Below are 25160 nucleotides of genomic sequence, written 5' to 3' on the forward strand. Positions count from 1 at the left end.
ATCACACCTTCGAGTCGGCGGGAAGGTACTTGCGTTGCGCTGCTTCGACTTCCGGAAAACCGATGAGATCGACGAACTCGTGGTGCTGCAGCGCGTCGGCACTCACCTCCGCCGGGGCTTCTCCGCGTGCGAGTCGGCGCAGAGCCTCACGAGCAGCTCCGGTGGCAGCCATCAGCACCTGGGTCGGCAGTAGAGCGAGTCGAACGCCGATCTGCTGCAACACCTCCGGGGTGAACTCGCGCTCGGTCCACGTAGACGCGGTCAATGTCGCCATCAGTGGGACACCGACGGCGTCGTGACAGCGAGCCCACTCGTCGGCGGTCTCGAAGGTCTTCGTGACCGGCATGATCATGTCGGCACCGGCGTCGACGTATGCGGTCGCGCGTCGGATCGCGTCGTCGCCACGCGCATCGGTGCGGGCAATCATCAGGACGTGGTCCGGCAGCGAATCCCGCACTGCTCTGACCTTTCCCGACGCTTCCTCGATGCTGATGAGGTCCACGGGCTCGCCCACGCAGATGGGGCACTTCTTGGGCGAGAGCTGATCTTCCATGAAGACGCCCTGCACACCTGCGACGGCGAATCGACCTGCGGTCCGCGCCGCGTTGACGGCGTTTCCGTAGCCGGTATCGATATCCGCGACCAACGGTAGTGACGACGCCTCGCCGATGGTGCGTACCGCCTGGAGGTTCTCGGTCATCGTGTACAGCTCGGCGTCGGGGAGTCCGAGTGCGGCCGACACGGCGAAGCCGGAGGCACACAGGGCCGAGAACCCGGCTTGTTCGGCCAGCTTTGCCGTCAGTCCGTCCCATACGCCCGGGGCGTACACCAGGCCCTGTTCGGTCAGATCTCTGAGTGTCGCGGTCATGAGCACCATCCATTTCGTAATGCGGAACGTATTCCGAATTTAGAGTGGCTCGGATCACAAGTCAACACCGGTCGGTGCACTCACCGGTTCCGATCGCTTCGTAGGATGGCGTCGACGCTTCAGCCGACCGGAAGGAACAACACGTGGACGTTCCCACCGAGTCCGATACCCACGCCGGCCGCGACATAGTCGGTGCCGTCGTCAAAGCCTGCACATTGCTCGATCACTTCGATACGACGCATCCGGTGTGGACGCTCAACGACCTGACGACTGCAAGTCGAATGAACAAGACGACCGTGCACAGACTGATGACCACGCTGATCCATGCCGGTTGGGTGGATCGAACGGCCGAAGGCTCGTATCGAATCGCCATGCCCGTGTTCGAGATCGGGTCGTCGGCACTGACCCAACTCGACATCCGCGGTGCGGCGCAACCATACCTGTCGGAGATTGCCGAAAAGTTCGGCGACACTGCATATCTCATGGTCCCAGCGGACGAGGGAGCCGTCTGCATCGATCGCCACGAAGGAAGCAATCCCCTGGTGGTTGCGGGCATTTCGATCGGTTCGGTACTGCCGTATCACGCCACTGCAGGCCCGATGGCCATGCTGGCGTTCTCCGCCCGGATACGCGACCGGTGGCTCGCCGATGACCTACCTGCGTTCACGGATCGAACACCGACCGCGCCGGAAGAGTTGCTCACCCGTCTCGAACAGATCCGGTCTCAGGGGTACGCACTGAGCAACTCGGATTACCTCACCGGTGTCGCGGCCGTCGGAGCACCGATCCTCGGACGAAACGGTGCGGTCGTTGCATCGATCAGTGTGGGCGGCCGAGCGGAGACCTTCGAGGGCGATGCCCTGCGAGAGAAGGTGGCGACGGTTCTGGCCTCCGCACAGAGCTTGTCCCGTGTGGCAGAAGCGCTACCTGCGCCAGGACGAGAACATTGAGTTATTCGTACATCTACCCGATCAGCTAGAGAGCCGAATACTCATCTACCGATTCGCTCGATCAGTCTCATGGCGTCGAAGGGTGCGTGTCCCTTGATGTCGTTGTCGAAATACACGTGGACGTCTCGGCCCGTGGCCGTCCAGTCCGAGATCTTCGCCGCCCATCGGTCGAGAGCGTCATCGGTGTAGCCGCTGGCGTACAGCTCCTGGTCGCCGTGCAGGCGGGCGTACATGAAATCGGCCGTCGGAGTGTCGACGTACGGATACTTACCTGCAGTATCGGCGACGACGAACGCAATATCGTTCTCTCGCAACAACTCCACGGCTTCATCGGTGGCGAAACTCTGATGCCGAGCTTCCACGCAGTGCCGAAGCGGCCGAGACGATGGCGGAGGCAGCAACACTCGATCCTCGGCGAGTTTGTCGTCGCGAGAATGGGCCAGAGTGACTGCAGCAGAAACTGTTCGGGGCAACACGGCGAAGAAATCCGCCACCTTCTGCGCGTCGAATTCGAGGTTCGGTGGCAACTGCCACAGGAACGGTCCGAGCTTGTCGCCCAGCGTCAACACGCCGGTGGCGAAGAAGTTCGCGAGCGCTGCCTCGACCCCGACGAGCCGTTTGATATGGGTGACGTAGCGACCGCCTTTGATCGAGAACACGAAGTCGTCCGGGGTCTCGTCGTGCCATTTGGTGAAGCTCGACGGCTTCTGCATCGCATAGAAGGTGCCGTTGATCTCGATCGACGACAGTTTCTCCGACGCGTACCCGAGCTCCTTGCGATGGGCCAAGCCCGCCGGATAGAAATCACCTCGCCACGGCGCGTACGTCCACCCGGAGATACCGATCAGAACTCGAGGTCGATGCGACGCGGGCATGAGCAGACTGTAGACGGGCAGTTCCCAGACGTTCGGCGCAATCGGCTGCAACCAGCTGGCACCACCATCACCGTCGGACCATAATCGGTTCCTATGCGGTCGGGTGGACGAGCGGTGGTGCTGACGCTGGTCGCTGCCGGCGTGTGGCTCTTCGCGACGCCGCAACTCGATCCGGGAACCACAGACTTCGTGGCCACGCCGGAGCCCATCGCGCCGGCTGCTCCCGCCGTCGAACCGCCGCCGCTGACGCTCGACGAGCTCTCGGCTCGGGTCGATCCCACCGTTGTCACACTGTCGGCATCGGCCGGCTTCACCGGGGTCGCGGGCACCGGCTTCGTCGTCGCGCCGGATGGAATCGTGGTCACCAACTTCCACGTCGTCGAGAACGCCACCGAGATCAGCGCAGTGCACATGGGCAACGGACTGATCTACGACGCCACCGTGCTGGGTTACGACAAGTCCCGTGACGTGGCGGTCGTGCAGTTGATCACCGCGGCCGACCTGCCGGTGGTCGAGCTTGCCCCGGACCCACTTCCCGAGGTGGGTGATGCGGTGACAGCCGTCGGGAATGCCTCGGGTGCAGGGGTATTGGTGCCTGCGCCGGGGGCGGTGACCGCCCTCGATCAGCAGGTGCGTACGCGCAGTTCGGTGGACGGGTCACGAAATACGTTGGAGCGGATGATTCGCGTCGATGCCGATGTGCGAGCGGGGGATTCGGGTGGGCCTCTGTTCGACGCCTGGGGCCGTGTGGTGGGCGTGAACACCGCCGGGTTGTCCGACGAGGCCCGCAACGGCACCGAATTCTCGCCCCCACAGGCACCCGAGGCGTATGCCGTCCCCATCGCCGAGGCGGTCTCGGTACTCGATCAGGTACTCGCCGGGCAATCGGGCGGCACGGTCCACGTAGGCCCCACACCGTACTTCGGTGTCTCGGTACGCGATGTGTCGGTCTTCGAGAACAGGCCGGCGATCGGAGCGGCCGTCGTCTCGGTGACCTCCGATTCCCCGGCCGAGTCCCTGGGGTTGTCCGCCGCGGACGTGATCGTGACGTTCGACGGCACGCAGATCGAATCCTCGTCGGACCTGTCGCAGGCACTCATCGGACGACGCCCGGGCGATTCCGCCGTCGTCGAATGGGTCGACGATGCGGGTGTGACCAGCTCCGGCACAGTCACTCTCGACGCCGGATTGCCGACGGCGTGAGGTCGTTCCGCAGGCTCCACTCCCGACGGCGTGAGGTCGTTCCGCAGGCTCCACTCCCGACAGCCTGAAGTCGTTCCGCAGGCTCCACTCCCGACAGCCTGAGTTCAGCCCTGCAGCACCGACAACACATTGCCCGCCGGGTCGGTGAACCATGCGATGAGCGGGCCGCCGTGTCGAAAGATTCCTTTCTCGTCGGTGCCCATGTCCGGATACTGCTCGAACACAATCCCTTTGGCGATCAGTGTGTCGACCGCACTGTCGATGTCGGCAACCGGGAAGTTCAGAATCGTGTACCGAGCGGGCACGTGCCCGGGACGTGGATAGATCAGCACGATCGCCCCGGCGGCGAGGTGCAGCTCGAGCATGCCCATCTCGTTCTCGGTGACCGTCAGTCCGAGGGTCTCGCCGTAGAACGCGCGCGCCGCCTGTAGGTCGTCGACCGAGAACCCGGAGAACGGCTGCCTGGTCAGTTCCAAGATTGTCATCGTCGAATTATCGCGCTCTCACGCGTGCCAGGGGCCGATATCCGAGTAGCGTGGATCTCGTGACTATTCGCCTCGGTTACCAGATGCCCAACTTCAGCTACGACGGTTCGGTCGCAGAGCTCTTTCCCCAGGTCATCGCGCAGGCGCGCGAGGCCGAAGCGGCCGGGTTCGACACCGCATTCGTGATGGATCACTTCTACCAACTTCCCGGAATCGGCAAGCCCGACGAGCCGATGCTCGAGGCCTACTCCGCGCTGTCCGCGCTCGCGACGGCCACCGACACCATCCAGCTCTCCGCGCTGGTCACCGGAAATACTTATCGCAATCCCGCGATCCTGGCCAAGACCGTCACCACACTGGATGTCGTCAGTGGCGGTCGCGCGATCCTCGGTATCGGTGCCGGCTGGTACGAGCTCGAGCACCAGAGCTTCGGACTCGAGTTCGGCACCTTCACCGACCGTTTCGAGCGACTCGACGAGGCGCTGCAGATCATCGAGCCGATGCTTCGCGGCCAGCGCCCCACGTTCGACGGCCTCTGGTACCAGGTCGAGGACGCGATCAACGAGCCTCGCATCCGCGACGATCTGCCGATCATGCTCGGTGGCGGCGGCGAGAAGAAGACGTTCGGACTGGCCGCACAATTCGCCGACCATCTCAACATCATCTGCGACGCAAACGAATTGCCCCGCAAGATCGCTGCCGTCCAAGCGCGCTGCGAGGAGGTCGACCGCGACCCGAAGGACCTCGAAACGAGCTTCCTCGCGTTCGTCATCGTCGACGAGGACGGCGACAAGGCCAAGGAACTGCAGCGCGAGTTCGTGCTGAAGCAGGGCCTCGACCTGACGAACCTGTCGGAGGAGGACGCGGCGAAGGCCACCGATCGCCACTTCTGCGGAACCCCCGACGACGTAGCCGAGCAGGTGCAGAAGCGCGTGCTCGATCACGGCATCGACGGCATCATCATCAACCTGATCACCAACGGACACCAGCCGGGAGCCGTCGAACTGGCAGGTAAGGCCCTGAAGCCGCTCGTCTAGATTTTTCTCCAGCGGTAGCCGCGGGGGCGCGTGCAGTGGCATAGTTCCCCCGTGGCTCAGCTGAGGATGAACGGGCACCGTGTCTTGGTCGCCGACCTGACCGGCGATTCCCTGCGCGCGATGTCGGGTTCCATGGTGGCGTACGAGGGTGACGTCACCTTCAAGAACGCAGGCATGGGCGGCGGCGGCGGATTTCGCGCCGCACTCAAACAGAAGGTGACCGGCGAGTCGCTGTCGCTGATGGACGTGTCGGGCAAGGGCACCGTCTACTTCGCCGTCGACGCTCAGGACATCACTCTCGTCGAGGTCCAGGGCGACAACCTCCACGTCGAATCCTCCCAGTTGCTCGCTCTCACAGGGCAACTGCGCACCGACGTCAAGTTCTCCGGCCTTCGCGGTGCATCGTCGGGGCAAGGTTTGTTCACCACCGTCGTCAGCGGATCGGGAACGGTGGCATTGCTGTCGAAGGGTGGGCCGATCATCGCCCTCGCCGTCGACCCCCAGTATCCCTTGGTCGTCGATCCCGACGCGTTCGTTGCCCACCGCGGCCAACTGAATCAGAGCTTCGTCACCGACGTCACGTGGCGCTCCGCCATCGGCGGCGGCAGCGGCGAGGCGTTCTCCCTCCGTTTCGACGGCCAGGGCGTCGTCTACATCCAACCCGAGGAGCGCTGACGTGCCGCTCGAACTCGTCAACAGCAAAGTCGTGAAATCCGTTCTGGCACCCAATCAGAGCGTGCTCGCGCGTCGTGGATCGATGCTCTACTACACCGGCGACGTACGGTTCGTTCCGCACTCGATGGGCGGTTCGGCCGGAGCCATGCCGGGCATGGGCGGCATGGCGGGGATGGCAGGCCGGATGATGGCAGGCGAGCACGTGGCGATGATGGCCGCCGAGGGTCAGGGTGAGGTCTTCTACGGCCACGCCGGGCTGTACATCGAGGTGATCCATCTCGACGGGTCCTCGATGCTCACCGTCGAAGCCGATCGACTTCTGGTGCACGACGGCTACCTTCAGAGTTCCATCGTGGCCCTGACCTCACAGGGAGGTGTTCGCGGAGCGGTGCGCGGCGCGATGACCGGGCAGGGTTTGTTCACGACCCAACTGACCGGTCAGGGCAGCGTCGCGGTTCTCTCGCACGGCGGCGCGACTCCGCTGCAGGTCGGACCGAATCACCCTCAGGTCGTAGTGGATCCGCAGGCGTACGTCTGCCACATCGGCAACATCAAAATCGACATCTCGGCGAACGTCGGGTGGCGAGACGCCGTCGGCAAGGGCAGCGGTGAGGCGATTCAGCTGAAGATGACCGGTATGGGCACCGTGTGGGTGCAGGCGTCCGAGCAGAAGTTCTGAGGAGCAATCTCATGGGTCTCGACATCCACACCCCGTACACGCTGCCGGTCAACGACAACGTCCCCGGCAACGACTACGCGTTCTGCGTCGAACTGGCAGGCCAGCCGTGGTTCACCTCGAAGGGCGCGATGATCGCCTACTACGGCAACGTTCGCTTCGAGCCGCTCGGGCAGACCTCCATGCCCGCCATCGTCGCGGCACGGTTCTCGTCTCCGCTGTACTCGAACGACTGGGTACTGGCGCAGGGCCAGGGCAAGCTCATCCTCGGCGACCGCGGATTCAACATCAACAGCTACGACCTCGACGACGGCAACCTCACCATCCGGGCGTCGAATCTCCTTGCGTTCGAGCCGACTCTGGATCTCAAGCAGTCCATCGTCCCGGGATTTCTCACTCTGCTCGGAACCGGCAAGTTCCTGGCCTCGTCCAACGGCACCGTCATGTTCGCCGAGCCGCCGCTGCGCATCGACCCGGAAGCGCTTGTGGGATGGGCTGATTGCCCGTCACCCTCGCATCACTTCGACGCCGACTGGATGCAGAACTTCCTCGGCGCGGCGCGTGGATTTCTCGGTGCCAACAGCGGCGAGGAGCGCCAGTTCGACTTCACCGGTGCCGGCACGGTGCTGATCCAATCGAGCGAGAAGGTTCTCGACGATTCACATCTGTTGCGGTACGTCGAGTCGCAGACGGTCTCGCTCGGCCAGAACTCCCTGAGATCTCTGCACAACTCGATCGGAGCACGACTACAGCAGGGCGGCGCGTAGTACCTCGACCACACCGGCAGGGTTGTCGGCCATCATGACGTGCCCGGCATCGGCGACTCGTACGACCTCGACTCCAGCGCTGATCAGTTCGGCCTCCCGACTCGGCGGGCCTGTGCGATCTCCGTACACGAATACCCTGGGGACAGTTGCCGACTCGAGCATGGACCGAATCGTCGGCTCCGGTCCCACACACAGCCCGACCGCAGTGCGGTGAAGGGCGACCGGATCGGCAACGCGCAGGGTGGACGCCCACTCCGGATCGGCGTCGGCGATCAGCTCGGCCACACCGGTGTCGACGAACTCGCTCTCCGACTGCCTGGCGATCTCCACGCTCGCGGTGCCGTCCCACGGCAGCAGATTGGGTTCGAGCACGATCAGTCGGCCCACCAGATCCGGCCTCCGGTACGCGAGCACGGTGGCGATCGATCCACCCAGGCTGTGGCCGACGAGGTCGACCGAGGTCAGATTCCGCTGATCGAGCAGGCCGGCAACGGCAGCAGAATGGTCGTCGAGAGAGTAGCCGATGTCGTGCGGACGGTCGCTGAATCCGAACCCGAGCAGATCCGGCAGTACCCGTTCCCTGCCCTCGAAAGCAATGTCCGCGGCGATCGCCCCGAACGCCGGGACGCCCGCCGAGCCGAGCCCGTGCAGGAACACCATGGCCGGATCGGTGCTGCCCGGCAAGGTGAACGTTCGGACGCTCGGCGGCTGTTCGGGAAAAACGCGCATACTGGAGTATCACCTGAGGAGGTACAGCCATGGCCAACCAAGGACCCTTCGGATTCGGATCCGACGACTTCGACAAGTTCGCCCGTGAGGCAACCGAGGGCCTGCGTGAGGTGGTCGGCTCGCTGTTCGCCTCCGGCACCGGGGCACCCAAAGCTCCGCCGGAGCCCGAAACCACAGGTCAGAAAGGTGACGGAGTCTGGGCGATCTACAGCGTCGACGACGCCGGCTCACCGCAGATCGATCAGCTCTACGCCACCGAACTCGATGCCCTCCGTGCACACAAGGACAACACCGACCCGCGTCGACGCGTCCGATTCCTGCCGTACGGCGTGAGCGTCAGCGTTCTCGAGGACTGAATCGGGTGCATCGGGCCGCGCTAGGCGCGGCTGGCTGCACCCGATTCACGCAGGCTCGACTCCAGCGAAGCCAACGACGCTTCGAGGAACTCGGCTGGTACCGCCGGCAGTCCACCGACATGGGCTCGGACGGCCTCCGGGGTGTCGGTCCAGTCGTAGGTGAGAGTCACCGTCGTTCCTTCGGCCACCGCCGCCAGGTCGTAGCGCCACCACCACCCGCCATGGTCGACGGACCCATCCTCCCTCCGCGCTCCCGGCAACCACGCGATGGTTCGATCCTGCACGTACGCGATCACCAGGTTGTGCACCACGTAGTGGCCACCCGCAATCTCGTGAAACATGTTGACCGCGAAAATTTGTCCCATTGCCGTGATGCGATCGGCATCCACCGCCGACCGCACCCAGTCGCCCGGTTCGGTGTCCTGATGTCGGTTGGGGTCGGTCAGCACGGCAAAGATCTCGGCGGGGCTCGCGGCCATCGTTCGGCTCACGACAAGACGCTCCCGGACCGCGTTCATGCGAGCACCTCGCGCAACGCCCTCGCGAATTCGGCGGGATTCTCACCCGTGAAGGCGGAGTGGTCGCCAGGAAGCACCGCCGCTTCGGTGCCGAGGAGTGCCGCGACGGCGTAGGCGGCGCGAGCAGCGATCTCCTCGTTCGATTCCGCACCGACCGCGATGACGACGCGGGTGTTCGCGGCCTTCACAGTGTCGACGTCGGGCACGAAATTCACGACCCCGCCGCGCATGTTCGCCATGAGCGGGTCGGTACGGTGGCCGTCGTCCTGGGTGGGCAACCCGAACTCCGACGGATCGGGCGCGGGGCGCTCGAGGTACTGCGAATCCAGTTCTCCTCGGTGCATCACCAGTGCGATGAACTGGGCCATCGCCGGTCCGATGCCGGAGGCATCGTAGGTGGCGACGATCCTCGTACACACCGCGTGCAGTGCATCGTGGTCCGGAAGTGCTCCTCCCGCAGGCGGTTCGTGCGCTACCAACGTGCGCAGATCTCTCGGGTAGCGCGCGACCAGGGCAAGTGCGTTGACCGCCCCTCCGCTGGAGGCGAACATATCGACCGGCCCCACTCCCAGGTTCTGCAGAAGGACGTGGAGATCGTCGGCGTGCTGCGCCGGTGTCACCGCCGACGTAGGATCGTCCCGAGTGCTTCGACCGGTGTTGCGCGGGTCGTACGTCACCACCGTTCGATCCTGGAACTGCGCGGCGAGAGCGGCGAAGCCCCCGGCATCCATCGGCGACCCGATCAACACCAGTGGAACCGAACCGGCAGACAGGTCTCCATGAACGTCGTAGGTGACGGTTGCCCCGGGAACATCGATTGTGAATGTGTTCATGCAAAGACAGACCACTCCCGGGCCCGAATCTCATCGGTACCGATCGATCACCAACACATCGGGCACGGTGATCGGTTGCGGAACATCCTTGGCTCCCGCCCCGAACGGCATACTGCCTCCGGTCGGCGAGGTGATCGGAAACGGTCAGTCGCTGTACACCAACGGGGACACTCAGCCGGGCACGACGGTTCAGACGATCGCCGATGTTCCGGCGGGCTCGTATGTCGCCCTCGCATCCTGCACGTCCACCGAGGGCGAGACCACAACCGCGTGGATCTCCGACTACCCCGGGCTCGACGAATTCTTGACTCCGCTCCCGTGGACCTCGTACAAGGTGCAACAGGAATCCACCGTGGTCACCGTCGAGACCGCCTCGTCGTTCCCCGGCAGCGGCAGCGCGTTCGACTGAGGTCAGCCGAGGAAGGCCTCTACCGCATCCGCGGCCTGGTCGACGCCTCCGTGTGATCGCACCTCCGCACTGATCTCGGCTGCGCGCGAGGTCAATTCGCGCGCGCCCGCGACAGCGCCTGCGAGGCTCGCGGCGGTCACCTTCTCGAATTCGAGGTGTACGCCGACGCCGAGTTCGGCGAGCATCGCCGCGTTGCCGAATTGATCGACCGCCTGCGGGACCGCCACGGTCGGTACGCCGAACCACAGGGCCTCGGTGCACCCACCCATGCCGGCGTGGGTGATGAACACCGTGGCCGAATCGAGCACGGCGAGCTGCGGAAGATGTTCGTGCAGTTCCACATTGGCAGGAATCTCGCCGAGCGCGGCCGGATCGACGCGTCGGCCGATGGAGATCACCACGTGCCAGTCGCTGTCCGCGAAGGTCTCGATACACAGTCGGTAGAAGTCGGGTCGCTCGTTGTAGCCCGTACCGAAGGAGATGTACAGGATCGGTCCTTCGGGCGCGGTCCAGCTGCGGTCGTTCAGGCGTACCGGATCCAGGCACGGTCCGACGAACTGCACCGAGTCGGCCACCCGATCCGCGTTGGGTTGCATCACTCGTGGAATCAGTGACAGGCAGTGCGTCGGATAGGTGATCCAATCCCAGGGATCGGCGTCGATGTCGTTGTCTCGCAACCACGATGCGTAGGTGTCGCGATACGCAACGCCCGTTGTCGACTCCCGAACAGAGGTCATCGCATCACCGAGATCCGCGACGTATCCGTCCCACGCCACGTAGGTCGGCGAGAGTTGTACGGCCTTAACGCCGTAACGCACGCCGAGTACGGGAGCGGTCATTCCGCCGATGTCGTAGAGGAACAGATCCGGCTGATCGTCGTCGTAGAACGCGGTGAGCACGGGATACGACGCAATGGCCTCGTCGAGGAAGACCTGCATCGCCGCCGCCGGATCGTCCGGCCACGAGCCCTCTCCGTCGGGAAGTATCGAGGAGAACGGCACCACCTCGACGCCCGCGGGTTCGACCACATGCCGCAGAGAGTCACCGACGGCATAGGTGACGCGATGCCCTCGCCGGACCAGCTCGGCAATCACGGCCAGCGATGGGTAGATGTGACTGGGGGCAGTCGTGCCGATCATGGCGATGTGCATGATTGCCACCGTAGAGCCCACTCGGGGCAGCGAGCTAGTGGATTTCGTTGGCGATCAGATCCAGCAGGCCGGGGAATCGATCGTTGAGCTCCTGGCGTCGCAGAGTCACCTTGCGACTGTTGCCGCGGTCGACCTGGAACACCAGACCCGCTTCGCGCAGCACGCGAAAGTGATGCGTCAGAGTCGATTTCGTGACGCCTAGCTCGAACGACATGCAGGTGCGCTCGGCACCGTCGTCGTCGCCGACGAGTTCGGTGACCACCTTGCGGCGCAGTGGATCCGCCAGTGCAGACATCACTGCACCGAGTTGCATCTCGTCGGGTTCGGGGTGCCCGTTCTCGTCCGCCATCGACGCCACCTTTCGCTAGGTACGACTTGCGTCGTACCTTCAAACCTGTTCTAGTACGAAAGTCATCGTACCTACGTCAGCGCAGGGGGATCCATGAGAGCGGTTCTGCCGGTCGTACTCGCGGCACAGTTCGTCGTACCGATGTCCATCTCGGGCACAGCCATCGCGATCCCGGTGATCGCTGCCGATCTCGGCTCCGACCCGACGCAGCTCCAGTGGGTCGTCAACGGCTTCAACGTCGCGTTCGCGCTGTTCACCGTCGTCTGGGGTGCGGTCTCGGATCGCATCGGACACCGCACGTCGTTTCGCATCGGCGTCGTGCTGACCGCCGTCGCCAGCCTGGTCAGCGCTCTGGCGTCCTCGCTGCTTCTGCTCGACGCCGCGAGGGTCCTCGCCGGCACGGGTGCCGCGGCTGTCCTGGTGGGCTCGACGTCGATTCTCTCGCTCCATTTCCAGGGGACCGAACGAGCAACCGCGTTCGCCCTGTTCGGCACCGTGAACGGACTGGGGTTGGCACTCGGGCCGACCATTTCCGGACTGCTGATCGCCGTGCTCGATTGGCGGGGAGTGTTCGCAGCTCAGGCCCTCGTTCTGCTCGTCGCGGCCGTCGGGACGCTGGCTCTTCCTGCCGTGCGAAGCACATCCACACCGTCGAAACTGCCGGATTTCGGCCTGCTGCGAAACCGCCGCTTCCTCGCGCTGTGCCTGGTCCCGGTCGCCGGAGCCATCGGATTCGTCACCCTGCTCACCTACTTGCCCACCGCGCTCGGTGCCGTCGCGTCCCTGACTCCCGGACGAGCCGGACTGTTCATGCTGGCGATGACGATTCCGGTGCTGATCGCTCCGCTGGCGGTCGCCAGGTCCATCGTCGTCTTCGAGGCCGTCACCCCCGACCGTGTGATCCTGACGAGTCTCGGCTTCCTGGTTCTCGGAAATCTCGGCATGCTGGCCCTGCAACCCGGCCTGTCGCTGGCCGCCGTGGTGGTCCCGATGATCGTGTTGGGGCTCGGTTTCGGGCTGCCGATCGGTCTGGTCGACGGCGAAGCGCTCGCGGCAGTTCCGCCGCACAGCAGCGGCACCGCAGCAGGAGTACTCAATCTCTTCCGCATCGGTGGCGAGGCCGTGATGGTCGCCGGCTACGCCTGGCTGCTGGCGATCTTCGTCCGGGACCGGGTGCCCGACGAAGCCGACGCCGAGGCAGCGGCGGCCGGGCGGCAAGGGTTCGCCGACGCCTACGCCCATGCCTTCACCGAAGTGATCGCCCTCGTCGTGGTGGCCGTTGCCGTCACAGCAGCACTGATCATCGCGCTTTCCCGGACGGGCAGATCCGACGTATCGTCGGCGAATGTCCTTTCTGCAGCCGGTGACCCTCACTGACGATCTCGTGACCCTCGAGCCGCTGAGCCACGATCACCTCGAAGGTCTGTGCGACGCCGCGCGCGACGGCGAGCTGTGGAACCTCTGGTACACCAGCGTCCCGAAGCCCGAGGAGATGGCGGCCGAGATCGACCGTCGACTCGGGCTGCTCGATGCGGGCACGATGCTTCCGTTCACACTGCGCCGCAACGACACCGGGCAGATCATCGGAGCGACGACATTCTGCAACGCCGACGCCACCAACCGTCGCGTCGAAATCGGATACACCTGGAATGCCCGCTCCGCGCACGGAACCGGCACCAATCCCGCGAGCAAACTGCTGCTGTTGACGCATGCGTTCGAGGAACTGGGATGCATCGCCGTCGAATTTCGTACCCACTGGATGAACCTGCAATCGCGGACGGCGATCGCGAAACTGGGTGCCAAGCAGGACGGGATTCTGCGCAATCATCAACGCATGTCCGACGGTTCGTTGCGTGACACCGTCGTGTTCTCGATCATCGAATCCGAATGGCCAACCGTCCGCAACGAACTCCGCAGGCGTACCGCACGGTAGGTTGACCCCATGCGTGTGGATGGGCGGGACATTCCCGTAGCGGGAAGCCTGCTTCAGCCGCTGGTGCGAAGAACCAGCGACATCATTCGGGTCGTGTCGGCCTCGGCTCTGCTGGGCGTGGTGATTGCCGGTTCGCTGATCACCAGAAATCAGTGGGATGCGCTCGAGCAATCGGTATCGAACATCGTCGGTGTGCTCAGCCCCGACCAATCCAATGCGGTCTACATCGTCTACGGAGTCGCCATTCTCGCGCTTCCGTTCGGCGTCCTGATCGGACTGATCGCGGGCCGCAAATGGAAACTGCTCGCCGGGTACGCGGCCGCGGCGCTGCTGGCCGCGCTGGCGCTGTCGATCACCGGAACCGGGATCTCCACTCCCACCTGGGACCTCGACGTTCCCGAGCGGCTCGACACGTTCCTCGCGCAGTTCCTCGACGATTCGCGCTGGATCGCGATGTTGGCTGCGGCGCTGACGGTCTCCGGCCCCGGTCTCCCCGCGAAGTGGCGTCGGGCATGGTGGACGCTGTTGCTCGCGTTCGTACCGATCCACCTGGTCGTCTCCACCGTGGTTCCGGCTCGCTCGATGCTCGGACTCGCGGTCGGCTGGCTCGTCGGAGCCGTCATCGTGTTGCTCGTCGGCACACCGGCTCTGGAGGTTCCGCTCGACGCGGCGGTTCGTCTGTTCCACAGCCGCGGTGTCACCGTTCGCAGCTTCACCGTCGTCCGTCCGGCCGGCCCCGGCCCGTTGGTGTTGAACGCGCACACTCCCGACGCCGATGTGGTGGTCGAGTTGTACGGGCAGAATCAGCGCAGCGGCGGTGCCCTGCGCCAGTCCTGGCGGTGGATCACGCTGCGCGGCAGCGAGACTGCGCCGTTGCACGCGTCGATGCGTCGGGCAGTCGAGCATCGCGCCCTGATGGGTCTGGCCATCAAGGGGTTGGGAGCGGCAGGCAGTCACCCGTTGGCGGTGGCAGCGCTCGACAGAGGATGGACCCTGTACGCGCACAGTCTGCCCATCGGTGATCCGGTCGAGGCCGAGCACGACGACGCCACCCTCGGCGCTCTGTGGTCGGCCCTGAACACCCTGCACGAGAATCAGATCTCCCACGGCGACCTGCACCGTGGCGAGCTGAGGATCCACGACGGCAAGGCCCTCTTCTGCGGTTTCGGCCACGCCGAACTGGGTGCGTCGGATTCCCAGATGCAATCCGACGTCGCGCAGTTGTTGCTCACCACGGCAGACCTGTTCGGCTCTCAGCGCGCCGTCGCCACCGCCGTCGACGTACTCGGCTTCGACACCGTGATCGCGGCCTCGGGTCGATTGACCAAGTCCGCCATCCCGCCTCGTATTCGCCAATCGGTGCTCGACGCCGACAAGACGATGAAGGCGGTTCGGCTCGAGGTTCTGGAGCAGACCGGCACCGCCAAGATCGAGGCCGAACAGGTCACCCGATTCAGCCGCAACCAGATCATCTCGCTCGTGTTGTTGATCGGATTGGTCTACGTCGCATATCCGTTCATCAGTGCGGTTCCCGCGTTCGTCACCGAACTCGGTTCGGCCAACTGGTGGTGGGCTCTGCTCGGTCTGTCGGTGTCGGCTCTGACGTACGTCGGTGCCGGAGCCGCGTTGTGGGCGTGTGCACTGGGCAAAGTCAGCTTCTGGAATCTGACGGTGATGCAGGTCGCCAACACGTTCGCGGCAACCACGACTCCCGCGGGTGTCGGCGGACTGGCCCTGAGTGTTCGGTTCCTGCAGAAGGGCGGTCTGGGAACGGTCCGCGCGACGGCTGCCGTGGCGTTGCAGCAGTCCGTCCAGGTGATCACGCACGTGAGCCTGTTGATCTTCTTCAGCGTCGTCGCAGGCACGTCGTCCGGGCTGTCGAACATGGTGCCGGGCAACACCGTGTTGTATCTCCTCGCGGGTGCGGCCTTCGGTGTCGTCGGTACGTTCATGTTCGTACCCAAGCTGCGCCGCTGGCTCAAAGTGGCCGTCCGACCGCAGATCAAAGAGGTCCTCGGTGAACTGGGCGAACTCGCCCGCGACCCCAAACGCTTCTCGATCATCATCCTCGGCTGCGCGGCGACGACGTTGGGTGCCGCGCTCGCCTTGTGGGCGAGCATCGAGGCCTTCGGCGGCGGCACCACGTTCGTCACGGTCACGGTCGTCACCATGATCGGCGGGACTCTGGCTTCCGCGGCGCCGACGCCGGGCGGTGTGGGTGCCGTGGAGGCAGCGCTCATTGGCGGTCTCGCGGCCTTCGGCGTTCCCGCCTCCATCGCCGTCCCGTCGGTCCTGCTCTATCGCGTCCTGACCTGCTGGTTGCCGGTGTTTCTCGGGTGGCCGACCTTGCGGTGGCTCACCAAGCGAGACATGGTCTGATTGGTCCGATTCGGGGTGCGTGAACACCCCGAGTGCTAGCGTTCATGCAGGTGGGGGGCCTTATTCGACGGAGGGCGTTGCGATTTCCGATCTGGGAGAGTTCATCCCCACCGCCGAGGAGCGTTGGGTTCGTCTTTTCATCAGCGGAATGACGCTGACGTTCGGACTGGCCGGGGTGCTGATGATCCCGGCGGGGCAGTTCTCCGGTTCGGCCTCGATCGCGGTTCTCCTCGCGTCGGCCACCACGGTGCCCGTGGCCATCGCCTGGTACCTCCGTCCCTGGACATCCCCACGCCTGGCCATGGCCTACATCCTGTACGCCGATGTCGGCATCGTCTCGGTTCTGTTCGCCTTTCGGACCCACTTCGACGCGATGCCGGGTTGCGCGATGTTCGCGATCGTCGCCGCCTTCATCGTCGTCGGAAGTTCCTACCGGATGATGATGCTGCACCTCGCCGTCGCGACCGTCACTCTGCTGACGCTCGGTGTCCTGGCCGTCGTCGATGGTGCCGATCCGTGGTCTGCTGCGTCCCGCATCGTCACCATCGGTTCCCTGTACGCCGCCCCCTTCATGATCAAGGCCTACATCGGGCAGCTCCGACTCAAGGCCGCACGGGCGCTGCGCGACCCGTTGACCGGCCTGTGGAATCGCCGCGGTCTGCTGGACACCGTGGACACCCTCGGCGTCTCGCCTTCCGAGGCAGGCGACGCCGTGGGGGTGACGGTCCTCGACATCGACCGTTTCAAGCAGATCAACGACAGATTCGGGCACCCCTCGGGCGACGCCGTCCTGATCGAGGTCGCCCGACGCCTGTCCGAGGCCGTGGGCGATCGGTCGGCGGTCGCACGACTGGGCGGCGACGAGTTCGTGGTTGTCCGAGCCGGAACTCGCGAGGAGATCATCCAGTCGGACAACAGGATTCGAGCCGCCCTGGAGGAGACGTTCGACGGACCTCGGTTCACCACCAGCCTCGGATCCGCGGTCGAAGCACTCGATTCGGAGACCAGCATTCACGTCCTTGTCAGACGATTGATCGCACTGGCCGACATAGAGATGTACCGATTCAAGTCGCGAACCTCCGGGAACGCGGTGTCGTCCGATCGTCTTCCCGAAACGAACTCGCACGAGCAGACGCGGATCCGGATCGACGAACTCATCGCATCCGGCGGCCCCGATATCTTCTTTCAGCCCATCTGCGAGACCGTCACCGGATCCGTGGTCGGCTTCGAGGCGCTCTCGCGCTTTCCCTTCGGTGCCGGATCTCCGCTGTCGTGGTACCGCGACGCCACCGAGGCCGGCATCGGCCCCCGCCTCGAACGAGCCGCACTCGACAGGGCGCTCGACGCGATGCACGAGCTGCCGCCGGGATCGTTCGTCTCGCTCAACGCATCGGCCGACACCATCCGGACGACGAACCTGCTCGATCGACTACGTCCGCACCTGGCGACGCGGACGTTCTATCTCGAGATCACCGAGCACGAGCGTGTCGACGACTACCTCGCGGTCACCCGAGCCATCGACACCCTCCGCGCTGCGGGAGTGCAGATTTCCATCGACGACGTCGGTGCCGGATTCGCCGGTCTACGTCACGTGATCGAACTGCGCCCGGACATCCTCAAAGTGGATTACGCGCTGGTCCACGGAATCGACCGTGATCCCCTGCGGCGAGCGGCCGCGGCCGCGATCATCGACTTGGCCCGGAAGATCGACGCCGCCGTCATCCTGGAAGGCGTCGAGACCGAAGGGGAACTGCAGGTGGCGAACGAACTCGGGGCCGAGATGGTCCAGGGCTTCCTCACCGGCCGACCGGAACCGGCGTCCGCGCACTCCCACCGACGAGTGGCGACGTGACCGAACCTTCCGGGATCAGATCGACGAATCGACGGTGAACTTGGTCAACGACGGCGCTGCGGCGAGCAGCGGCGGCAATTCGACGATCTTGCCCGGACCCGCGCGGAACTCGCGGTACTTCGCATCGGCCTCGACCGACTCCCACGTCTCGTAGGCAATCACGTGCGCCTCGTTCTCCTCGTCGACCCACACCTCGACTCCGAGGCAGCCCTCGAATGCGCGAGTATCGGCGAGTACCGTCCGCAACAACGAACGGGCCTCGGCGACGGACTCGGGCTTGAACGTCAAATCCAACAATGCAATGAGAGCCATGACCCCAGTCTATGGGTCGTTCCGCAGGCTCCACTCCCGCCCACACTGGTCATCTGAGCCGAAGTGCCAAGTAGAACTCGATTCTGTCCTCCAGCCGCGACAGATCACGACCGGTGAGTTCCTCGATGCGCTGGATGCGATATCGGACGGAATTGACGTGCATGTGCAGCTGTTCGGCACAACGCGTCCAGGCACCGTTGGTGTCGAGGTACACCGACAGTGTCTCGACGAGATCGCTGTTGTGTAAGTCGTCGTAGTCCACCAGGGGAGTCAGCAGCCGCGAGGTGAACATGCGTCGCACGTCGCCCGGAACGTTGGCGAGAAGTATTGTCAGCGTTGCCAATTCGTCGTGCCCCACGACGCTGCAGTCCGAGCCACGGCGCTCGGCGAGCCGGCGGGCGTAGCGCGCTTCCTCTATCGCACTTCGGATGTCGGCGGGCGCGGTCGGTGCGCTGACACCGATCGAGGTGCCGCTACCGATCAGTCCCGGCGCCAGCGTGTGGACGGCTCGCCGAACGGAATCGGTTCGGTCGCTTCGCGCCTCCACCAACGCGATGGCCTCGCCGTCGACGATCCCGACCGTGATCTCCCACGGTGCCAGCACTTCTCGCAGCAACGGACGTAGCTCACCGAGCCGCAACGGCTCGCCGGATGTGGCCACAGCCACTGCAGCGTAGCGTGTTTCGGTGTCGAGTCCGATGACGTCCATCTGGGCGAGGACGTCGGCGGGCGTCGCGCCCCCGACGATCGCGCGCACGAACTCCTGGGCCAGAATTCCCGACCCCGAGAGACGGTCGTCGACGCGACCTCGCTCCACGGCCACGATCGACGCCAGCTGCCCGGCCAGAGACAGCCTCGGTGCATCCCATGTCTGCCAATCGCTTTCGAATGCCACGAACCAATCCACGACCCGCGGTGCGGACTCTCCATCGACAGCGAACACCGACACACGCTGCTCTCGGCAGTACCGCGGCAGCCGCACCGACGTCATGAATTCCTGCGCCACGGCCTCGGTGTCCGGCGGGTTGTCGGATCCGGCGAGTACCCGTCCCGACGCAGTGACCACCCAGCAGTTCATGCCCAGATCGGAACTGACCATCTCCAGCAGCGGACCCAGTCCGCCGCCCGGGCCTGCGCTCGCCACGAGGCATCGATGCCGGTCGAGCACGAGACTCAGGTCCGATGCTCTCGCCGTCGACAGTTGTCGGACGACACTCTCGGTGACCGTGGCGAAAGCGATGTCGGCCGGAACACGAAAGAGCGGTAGCCCGTGTTCGAGGCACGCGTCCACCAGATCGTCGGGTACCACGCCGTCGTCGGATGCCGCGAGCGCTGCGATGCCGGCCTTGGACACCGCCCGCACGAACGTCATCGAGTCCTCGGGGCCCGTCCGCCACATCAGACCGGTCAGCACCAGCTCGCCGCCGCTGAGATAGCGGCTCGGATCGAGCATGTCGGTGGTCACGACCCATCTGATCGTCGGATCGAAGTGCTCGGGGGTGACGATCGGCTGCAGTTCCAGATCGGGAAGATCAGCCAGATCACGCAGCCGCACGGTGAATCGACCTCCTCTTCGTAGGATCCTCCAAAACCTACACTGTGATCGGCGTCATACTTCGTCGTTCCTGTCTCTCGCTCGTATCGCGCCCGGCGGCTGTACTGGGTGAACACGAAATATGGACAGCGAGCGGAGCACCGAACATGGATTTCCTGCGACCACAGACCTGGGGCGACGCGTTGGCCGCGAAGGCCGACGACGTCGACCTGGTGCCCATCCAGGGCGGCACCGACGTCATGGTCGAGATGAACTTCGATCTGCATCGTCCGGGGGGATTGCTGGACCTGAACCCGATCACCGAGCTCACCGAGTGGGAACAGCTTCCCGACGGCACCCTGCGGGTGGGAGCAGGTGTTCCGTACGTACGGATCATCGCCGAGCTCGGTGACAGGCTTCCCGGCATCGCCCAGGCGTCCCGTACGGTCGGCTCGCCGCAGATCCGCAATCGCGGCACCGTCGGCGGCAACCTCGGTGGCGCGTCACCTGCAGGCGATCTGCATGCGCCGCTGCTTGCGGCGGGCGCGACCGTGGAGGTCGAATCGGCCGAGCGCGGCGTACGGATGATTCCCGCGACCGAGTTCTACCTCGGCGTCAAACGTAATTCCTGCCTGCCCGACGAACTCATTCGCGCCTTCCACGTGGCACCGGCAGCAGGGCCGCAGTACTTCTCGAAGATCGGCACCCGCAATGCCATGGTCATCGCCGTCTGCTCGTTCTCGATCGCACTGTTTCCACAGGAGGGTCGCGTCGGTACCGGTCTCGGCTCCGCTGCGCCGACGCCGCGCCGGGCTTACGATGCCGAGAACTACCTCGCGGCCGAACTCGAGTGGGACGGTGCTCTCGATCCTCGGGTGTCGGAGGAGTTCGGCCGATTGGTCAGTGCGGCAGCAAGTCCCATCGACGACGTACGTGGCACTGCCGACTACCGCAAGCACGCCCTGTCCGTGATGGCCCGGCGAACACTGGGTTGGGCATGGCGGGACCTCACAGCCGCACGGAAGGTGGCCTGAAACATGCGAGTCAATTGCACCATCAACGGTAAAGACATGGAAGCCGACGACGTCTGGGAGGGCGAAAGTCTGCTGTACCTGCTCCGCGAGCGCATGGGACTACCCGGGTCCAAGAACGCGTGCGAACAGGGCGAATGCGGTTCGTGCACCGTCTATCTCGACGGCATTCCGGCCTGCGCCTGCCTGGTGGCGGCCGGTCAGGTCGAGGGCCGCGAGATCCGTACCGTCGAGGGTCTCGCCGAGGGCGACAAGCTCGACCCGATGCAAGAGGCGTTCGTCGAGTGCGGAGCCGTTCAGTGCGGATTCTGCACCCCGGGACTGGTGGTCCAGGCGCACGACCTGATCGAGCGCGTTCCCAACCCGTCGGACGTCGAAATTCGCGAATCTCTCGCTGGAAACCTCTGCCGCTGTACCGGATACGAGAAGATCCTGGATGCAGTTCGGCTCGCTGCTACACGAAAGGCCGAAGCCGAATGACCACGGTGATCTCGGGTGCGTACATCGCACCCATCGTCGGGGACGAAATCCCCTCCGGATATCTCGTTGTCGAGGGCACCACGATCAGCGCCATCGGCTCGGGCCCCGCACCGGTGATCGCCGGGGCCGAGACGATCGACGCGACGGGTTGCCTCGTCACCCCCGGCCTGGTCAACACCCACCACCACCTGTACCAGTGGGCGTCCCAGGGCCTGGCCAAGGACAACACGCTCTTCGAATGGCTTGTCGCCCTGTACAAGCCGTGGTCGAAGATGGACGCCGAGGTGGTCGGGGGAGCCGCAGCCGCCGGTCTCGGATGGCTCGCCAAGTCGGGCTGCACCACCAGCACCGATCACCACTACATCTTCCCCAAGGGCCGAGGCGATCTGTTCGCCGCCGAGATCGATGCCGCACGACGCATCGGCGTCCGATTCCAGCCGTGCCGCGGCTCGATGGACCGAGGCGTGTCCGACGGCGGGTTGCCGCCGGACGAGGTGGTCGAATCGCTCGACGACATCCTCGCCGCGACGGCCGAGGCCATCGACACCTACCACGACGCGTCCTTCGGTTCGATGCTCCGCATCGCGGTCGCACCGTGCTCGCCGTTCTCCATCAGCAAAGAACTGCTCGTGGAGTCCGCGGGCCTCGCCCGCGCGAAAGGTGTTCGCCTGCATACGCATCTGGCCGAGACCCTCGACGAGGAAGAGCACTGCCTCGCTCAGATGAACTGCACCCCGGTCGAGTACATGGAGCAGGTCGGCTGGCTGGGTGACGACGTGTGGTTCGCCCACGCGGTACACCTGCACGATTCCGATATCGCGAAGATGGCGGCCACCGGTACCGGTACCGCTCATTGCCCGAGCTCGAACGCACGACTCGGCGCGGGCATCGCTCGTATTTCCGACCTGCTCGCCGCAGGCGCGCCCGTCGGCCTCGGCGTCGACGGCTCCGCATCGGCCGAAATGGTGCCGTTGGCCGGCGAAGTCCGTCAGGCGATGTACATGCAACGAGCCAAGTACGGGCCGACCGCACTGACGGCGCGTCAGGCACTCGAGATCGGAACACTGGGCGGAGCAACGGTACTGGGACGGCAGAGCGAGATCGGTTCGCTCGAGGTCGGCAAGCTGGCCGACATCGCGATCTGGCGCACGGACGGTTTCTACTCGGCCGTGGACGACCCCGTCGTCGCGTTCGCCTACGGACAGACACCACCGCTCGCGCGGTTGATGGTGGGCGGTCGCACGATCGTCGAGAACGATGTCCTGACCAGCGCACCGCAGGACGAAATAGGCCGCGCCGGAGCCGATGCGCACCGTCGCCTGATGAAACTCGCGGAGGACGTGCTGTGAGCGCCCCGACCACCACACCCCGGCAAGCTCCCGCCGACATCCCCGCACCGGGACGCGGTCGCGTCGGAGACAGCCCACTGCGACCCGACGGCACCCTGAAGGTCAAGGGCGAGTTCGCATATTCGTCGGACCTGTTCATCGACGGCATGCTCTGGGGCGCAACGCTTCGCAGCCCTCATCCCCGGGCGAAGATCGTCTCGGTCGACATCTCCCAGGCTCTGGCGACTCCCGGCGTCGAGGCCGTGCTCACCCACGACGACGTGCCGGGACGCAAATGCTTCGGACTCGACCACACGTGGGACCAGCCGGTGCTGGCCTTCGACGAGGTGCGGCACGAAGGCGAACCGATCGCACTCATCGCCGCCGATCATCCCGAAACTGCCCGGCGTGCAATGGAAAAGATCGTCGTGGTCTACGACGTGCTCGAACCCCTGACCGATGCCCGGCGCGCAGCCCTCGACCCGAACTACCCGAAGGTGCAGGAACGCGGCGGAGTGGCCCGCCATCAGCCGGTTCGCGTCGGCAACGTCGCAGCCGCGCGGGCGACCGCGGACGTGATCGTCAGCAGCGACTTCGCCGTCGGGATTCAGGACCAGGCATTCCTGGGACCCGAATCGGGACTGGCTGTTCCGGCCGAGGACGGCGGCGTCGACCTGTACGTGGCGACCCAGTGGATGCACAACGACCTCGCGCAGATCGGGCCCTGCCTCGGACTGCCCGAGGAGAAGATCCGGATGACGCTCGCCGGCGTCGGAGGAGCATTCGGTGGCCGCGAGGACCTCTCGATGCAGATCCACGCGGCGATGCTCGCCATGCACACGGGCAAGCCGGTCAAGATCGTCTACAACCGCTACGAATCGTTCTTCGGACACGTGCACCGCCACCCCGCGCAGATGCACTACGAGTACGGTGCGACTCGCGACGGCAAGCTCGTGTTCGCCGATGTCGAGATCATCCTCGACGGCGGCGCGTACACCTCCGCCACCCTCAACGTCGTGGGCAACGCCGCCTCACTGGGCGTCGGACCATACGTCATCCCCAACATCGAGATCGACGCGTACGGGGTGTACACCAACAACCCGCCGTGCGGCGCTATGCGTGGATTCGGCGCAGTACAAGCATGTTTCGCGTACGAGTCGATGATGGACAAGCTCGGCGAGGCCTGCGGCATCGGTCCGGTGGCGATCCGGCAGATCAACGCCGTCAGCCAGGGATCGATCCTGGCGACCGGCCAGGTCATCGAAGCGCCCGCCCCGCTCGCCGAGATGCTCGCCCGAGCCGAGGCGATGGAACTGCCTGCTCCCGTGGACGCGTCGGACATCCGTAATCTGCCGGGTGGGGCATCGCAGACCACCCACGGCGAAGGCGTCGTACGCGGGATCGGTTACGGCGTCGGCATCAAGAACATCTGCTTCTCCGAGAACTACGACGACTACTCCACCGCGCGCGTTCGACTGGAGGTGATCGGTGGCGAGGCAACAGCATTGGTTCACACCGCCGCCGCCGAGGTCGGGCAGGGACTGGTGACGTTGGAGGCGCAGATCGCACGCACCGAGCTCGGCGTCACCAAGGTCGTCATTCACCCCGCCGACACCAAGGTCGGCAACGCCGGATCGTCCTCTGCGTCACGGCAGTCGTACATGACCGGCGGGGCAGTCAAGACCGCCTGCGAGGCCGTGCGCGAGGCGGTGTTCGTCCTGGCCGGCCTGTACCTGGGTCGCGCGGTGGCAGACCTGAGCCTCGACGGCGGCAAGATCGTCTCGGCCACCGACGGTGTGCTGGCGACGATCGAGGATGTACTCGGCGACCGAGTCATCGAGCAGACCCGCGAATTCCACCATCGCCCCACCAGCGGAATGGATCCGGTCACCGGACAGGGCGCGAGCCATACCCAGCTCGCACTGTGTGTCCATCGCGCCGTGGTGGACGTCGACGTCGAACTCGGCCTGGTCAAGGTCGTCGAGATGGCGGCCGTACAGGACGTCGGCAAGATTCTCAACCGCCTCTCGCTCGAGGGCCAGATCCACGGCGGCACAGCGCAGGGCCTCGGTCTGGCGGTGATGGAGGAAATAGTCGTCGTGGACGGTCTGGTGAAGAACCCGTCGTTCACCGACTACCTGATTCCGACCATTCTGGACATGCCGCCCATGAAGCTGGACATCCTCGAGAACCCGGATCCCCTGGCACCGTACGGTCTTCGTGGTGCGGGTGAGCCACCCACCCTCTCGTCGACGCCCGCAGTGGTCGCAGCCATCCGCAATGCCACCGGGCTCGCGTTGACTCGCGTGCCCGTTCGACCCGAACACATCATCAACAGCTGATCCGAGTTCCATCACCATTCGACGAAACCTTATCCGGCACAACCGCACCGACGCCAAATCCCCCGGCACGTCGGCCCGGCCCCACGCT

General features: G+C 65.1%; 26 protein-coding genes. 16 read left to right on the plus strand and 10 right to left on the minus strand.

The features are described 5' to 3' along the window. Position 1: 1 nt before the first annotated feature. The gene (locus tag CH249_RS04575; protein WP_094646160.1) at positions 2-877 is read right to left on the minus strand and encodes an oxaloacetate decarboxylase; all 876 of its coding nucleotides are present in this window, start codon (positions 875-877) and stop codon (positions 2-4) included. 134 nt (positions 878-1011) lie between these two features. Between CH249_RS04575 and CH249_RS04580 the strand changes: the two genes are divergently transcribed. Continuing rightward, a complete protein-coding gene (locus tag CH249_RS04580; protein WP_094646161.1) occupies positions 1012-1818 on the plus strand; it encodes an IclR family transcriptional regulator in 807 nt (268 codons plus the stop codon). A 41-nt stretch (positions 1819-1859) separates the two neighbouring features. Here CH249_RS04580 and CH249_RS04585 read toward each other — a convergent pair whose 3' ends face one another. Further along, on the minus strand, positions 1860-2693 hold the full coding sequence (locus CH249_RS04585) for a DUF72 domain-containing protein (protein WP_094646426.1): 834 nt from the start codon (positions 2691-2693) through the stop codon (positions 1860-1862). 93 nt (positions 2694-2786) lie between these two features. Here CH249_RS04585 and CH249_RS04590 point away from each other — a divergent pair, with 93 nt between their 5' ends. Next, the gene (locus CH249_RS04590; RefSeq protein WP_094646162.1) at positions 2787-3896 is read left to right on the plus strand and encodes a S1C family serine protease; all 1110 of its coding nucleotides are present in this window, start codon (positions 2787-2789) and stop codon (positions 3894-3896) included. A 104-nt stretch (positions 3897-4000) separates the two neighbouring features. Here CH249_RS04590 and CH249_RS04595 read toward each other — a convergent pair whose 3' ends face one another. Then, on the minus strand, positions 4001-4381 hold the full coding sequence (locus CH249_RS04595) for a VOC family protein (RefSeq protein ID WP_094646163.1): 381 nt from the start codon (positions 4379-4381) through the stop codon (positions 4001-4003). A gap of 59 nt (positions 4382-4440) precedes the next feature. Here CH249_RS04595 and CH249_RS04600 point away from each other — a divergent pair, with 59 nt between their 5' ends. The 4 genes from CH249_RS04600 (at position 4441) to CH249_RS04615 (ending at position 7536) form a co-directional block, all read left to right on the plus strand. Next, positions 4441-5418 (plus strand): LLM class F420-dependent oxidoreductase, encoded by a 978-nt coding sequence (locus CH249_RS04600; protein WP_032397300.1) that lies wholly within the window; start codon positions 4441-4443, stop codon positions 5416-5418. 66 nt (positions 5419-5484) lie between these two features. Further along, a complete protein-coding gene (locus CH249_RS04605; RefSeq protein WP_032396833.1) occupies positions 5485-6093 on the plus strand; it encodes an AIM24 family protein in 609 nt (202 codons plus the stop codon). 1 nt (position 6094) lies between these two features. Further along, positions 6095-6772: an AIM24 family protein gene (locus CH249_RS04610; RefSeq protein ID WP_094682489.1), complete on the plus strand. Its 678-nt coding sequence runs from the start codon at positions 6095-6097 to the stop codon at positions 6770-6772. A gap of 11 nt (positions 6773-6783) precedes the next feature. After that, positions 6784-7536, plus strand: a complete 753-nt coding sequence (locus CH249_RS04615; protein WP_045197553.1) for an AIM24 family protein — start codon at positions 6784-6786, stop codon at positions 7534-7536. Here CH249_RS04615 and CH249_RS04620 read toward each other — a convergent pair. Further along, positions 7516-8265: an alpha/beta fold hydrolase gene (locus CH249_RS04620; protein ID WP_094682488.1), complete on the minus strand. Its 750-nt coding sequence runs from the start codon at positions 8263-8265 to the stop codon at positions 7516-7518. The genes CH249_RS04615 and CH249_RS04620 overlap by 21 nt on opposite strands. 29 nt (positions 8266-8294) lie before the next feature. Between CH249_RS04620 and CH249_RS04625 the strand changes: the two genes are divergently transcribed. Beyond that, positions 8295-8621, plus strand: a complete 327-nt coding sequence (locus tag CH249_RS04625) for a hypothetical protein (protein ID WP_032396836.1) — start codon at positions 8295-8297, stop codon at positions 8619-8621. Between the two features lie 20 nt (positions 8622-8641). On the opposite strand, the gene CH249_RS04630 is transcribed toward CH249_RS04625, so the two are convergent. Then, a complete protein-coding gene (locus tag CH249_RS04630) occupies positions 8642-9139 on the minus strand; it encodes an ATPase (protein WP_094682487.1) in 498 nt (165 codons plus the stop codon). Next, positions 9136-9972 carry an alpha/beta fold hydrolase gene (locus CH249_RS04635; protein ID WP_094682486.1) on the minus strand — a complete coding sequence of 279 codons (837 nt, stop codon included), beginning with the start codon at positions 9970-9972 and terminating at the stop codon, positions 9136-9138. Before CH249_RS04635 ends, CH249_RS04630 begins: the two co-directional genes overlap by 4 nt. Between CH249_RS04635 and CH249_RS04640 the strand changes: the two genes are divergently transcribed. Beyond that, complete coding sequence (locus CH249_RS04640; RefSeq protein ID WP_045197561.1) at positions 9971-10381, plus strand: hypothetical protein; 411 nt, start codon at positions 9971-9973, stop codon at positions 10379-10381. The two genes, CH249_RS04635 and CH249_RS04640, sit on opposite strands and share 2 nt — an antisense overlap. Before the next feature lie 2 nt (positions 10382-10383). Here the strand turns inward: CH249_RS04640 and CH249_RS04645 are convergent, their stop codons facing one another. Both CH249_RS04645 and CH249_RS04650 read right to left on the minus strand, forming a co-directional pair. Next, positions 10384-11532 (minus strand): macrolide family glycosyltransferase, encoded by a 1149-nt coding sequence (locus CH249_RS04645; RefSeq protein ID WP_094682540.1) that lies wholly within the window; start codon positions 11530-11532, stop codon positions 10384-10386. Positions 11533-11566: 34 nt separating this feature from the next. Further along, positions 11567-11881: a helix-turn-helix transcriptional regulator gene (locus tag CH249_RS04650; protein WP_032396840.1), complete on the minus strand. Its 315-nt coding sequence runs from the start codon at positions 11879-11881 to the stop codon at positions 11567-11569. 93 nt (positions 11882-11974) lie between these two features. On the opposite strand from CH249_RS04650, the gene CH249_RS04655 reads away from it, so the two are divergent. The 4 genes from CH249_RS04655 (at position 11975) to CH249_RS04670 (ending at position 18045) form a co-directional block, all read left to right on the plus strand. Beyond that, the gene (locus CH249_RS04655; protein ID WP_032396841.1) at positions 11975-13258 is read left to right on the plus strand and encodes an MFS transporter; all 1284 of its coding nucleotides are present in this window, start codon (positions 11975-11977) and stop codon (positions 13256-13258) included. Then, positions 13227-13814: a GNAT family N-acetyltransferase gene (locus CH249_RS04660; protein WP_032397303.1), complete on the plus strand. Its 588-nt coding sequence runs from the start codon at positions 13227-13229 to the stop codon at positions 13812-13814. Before CH249_RS04655 ends, CH249_RS04660 begins: the two co-directional genes overlap by 32 nt. Positions 13815-13823: 9 nt before the next feature. Next, positions 13824-16193, plus strand: a complete 2370-nt coding sequence (locus tag CH249_RS04665; RefSeq protein WP_094629122.1) for a lysylphosphatidylglycerol synthase transmembrane domain-containing protein — start codon at positions 13824-13826, stop codon at positions 16191-16193. Positions 16194-16341: 148 nt separating this feature from the next. After that, positions 16342-18045: an EAL domain-containing protein gene (locus tag CH249_RS04670; protein ID WP_094682485.1), complete on the plus strand. Its 1704-nt coding sequence runs from the start codon at positions 16342-16344 to the stop codon at positions 18043-18045. A gap of 15 nt (positions 18046-18060) precedes the next feature. Here CH249_RS04670 and CH249_RS04675 read toward each other — a convergent pair whose 3' ends face one another. Both CH249_RS04675 and CH249_RS04680 read right to left on the minus strand, forming a co-directional pair. After that, the gene (locus CH249_RS04675; RefSeq protein ID WP_032396844.1) at positions 18061-18357 is read right to left on the minus strand and encodes a putative quinol monooxygenase; all 297 of its coding nucleotides are present in this window, start codon (positions 18355-18357) and stop codon (positions 18061-18063) included. Positions 18358-18406: 49 nt separating this feature from the next. Further along, on the minus strand, positions 18407-19912 hold the full coding sequence (locus tag CH249_RS04680; RefSeq protein ID WP_256988106.1) for a PucR family transcriptional regulator: 1506 nt from the start codon (positions 19910-19912) through the stop codon (positions 18407-18409). A 146-nt stretch (positions 19913-20058) separates the two neighbouring features. On the opposite strand from CH249_RS04680, the gene CH249_RS04685 reads away from it, so the two are divergent. The 4 genes from CH249_RS04685 to CH249_RS04700 are packed head-to-tail and all read left to right on the plus strand — an operon-like array spanning position 20059 to position 25072. Next, positions 20059-20925: a xanthine dehydrogenase family protein subunit M gene (locus CH249_RS04685; protein WP_094656782.1), complete on the plus strand. Its 867-nt coding sequence runs from the start codon at positions 20059-20061 to the stop codon at positions 20923-20925. 3 nt (positions 20926-20928) lie between these two features. Next, positions 20929-21402 (plus strand): (2Fe-2S)-binding protein, encoded by a 474-nt coding sequence (locus tag CH249_RS04690; protein WP_032396847.1) that lies wholly within the window; start codon positions 20929-20931, stop codon positions 21400-21402. Then, positions 21399-22751, plus strand: coding sequence for an 8-oxoguanine deaminase (locus CH249_RS04695; RefSeq protein WP_176459198.1), 1353 nt, complete (start codon positions 21399-21401; stop codon positions 22749-22751). Before CH249_RS04690 ends, CH249_RS04695 begins: the two co-directional genes overlap by 4 nt. Next, positions 22748-25072, plus strand: a complete 2325-nt coding sequence (locus CH249_RS04700) for a xanthine dehydrogenase family protein molybdopterin-binding subunit (protein WP_256981084.1) — start codon at positions 22748-22750, stop codon at positions 25070-25072. Before CH249_RS04695 ends, CH249_RS04700 begins: the two co-directional genes overlap by 4 nt. Positions 25073-25160: the final 88 nt, after the last annotated feature.

The sequence above is a fragment of the Rhodococcus sp. 05-2255-3B1 genome, assembly GCF_002258545.1.
GTDB lineage: Bacteria > Actinomycetota > Actinomycetes > Mycobacteriales > Mycobacteriaceae > Rhodococcoides.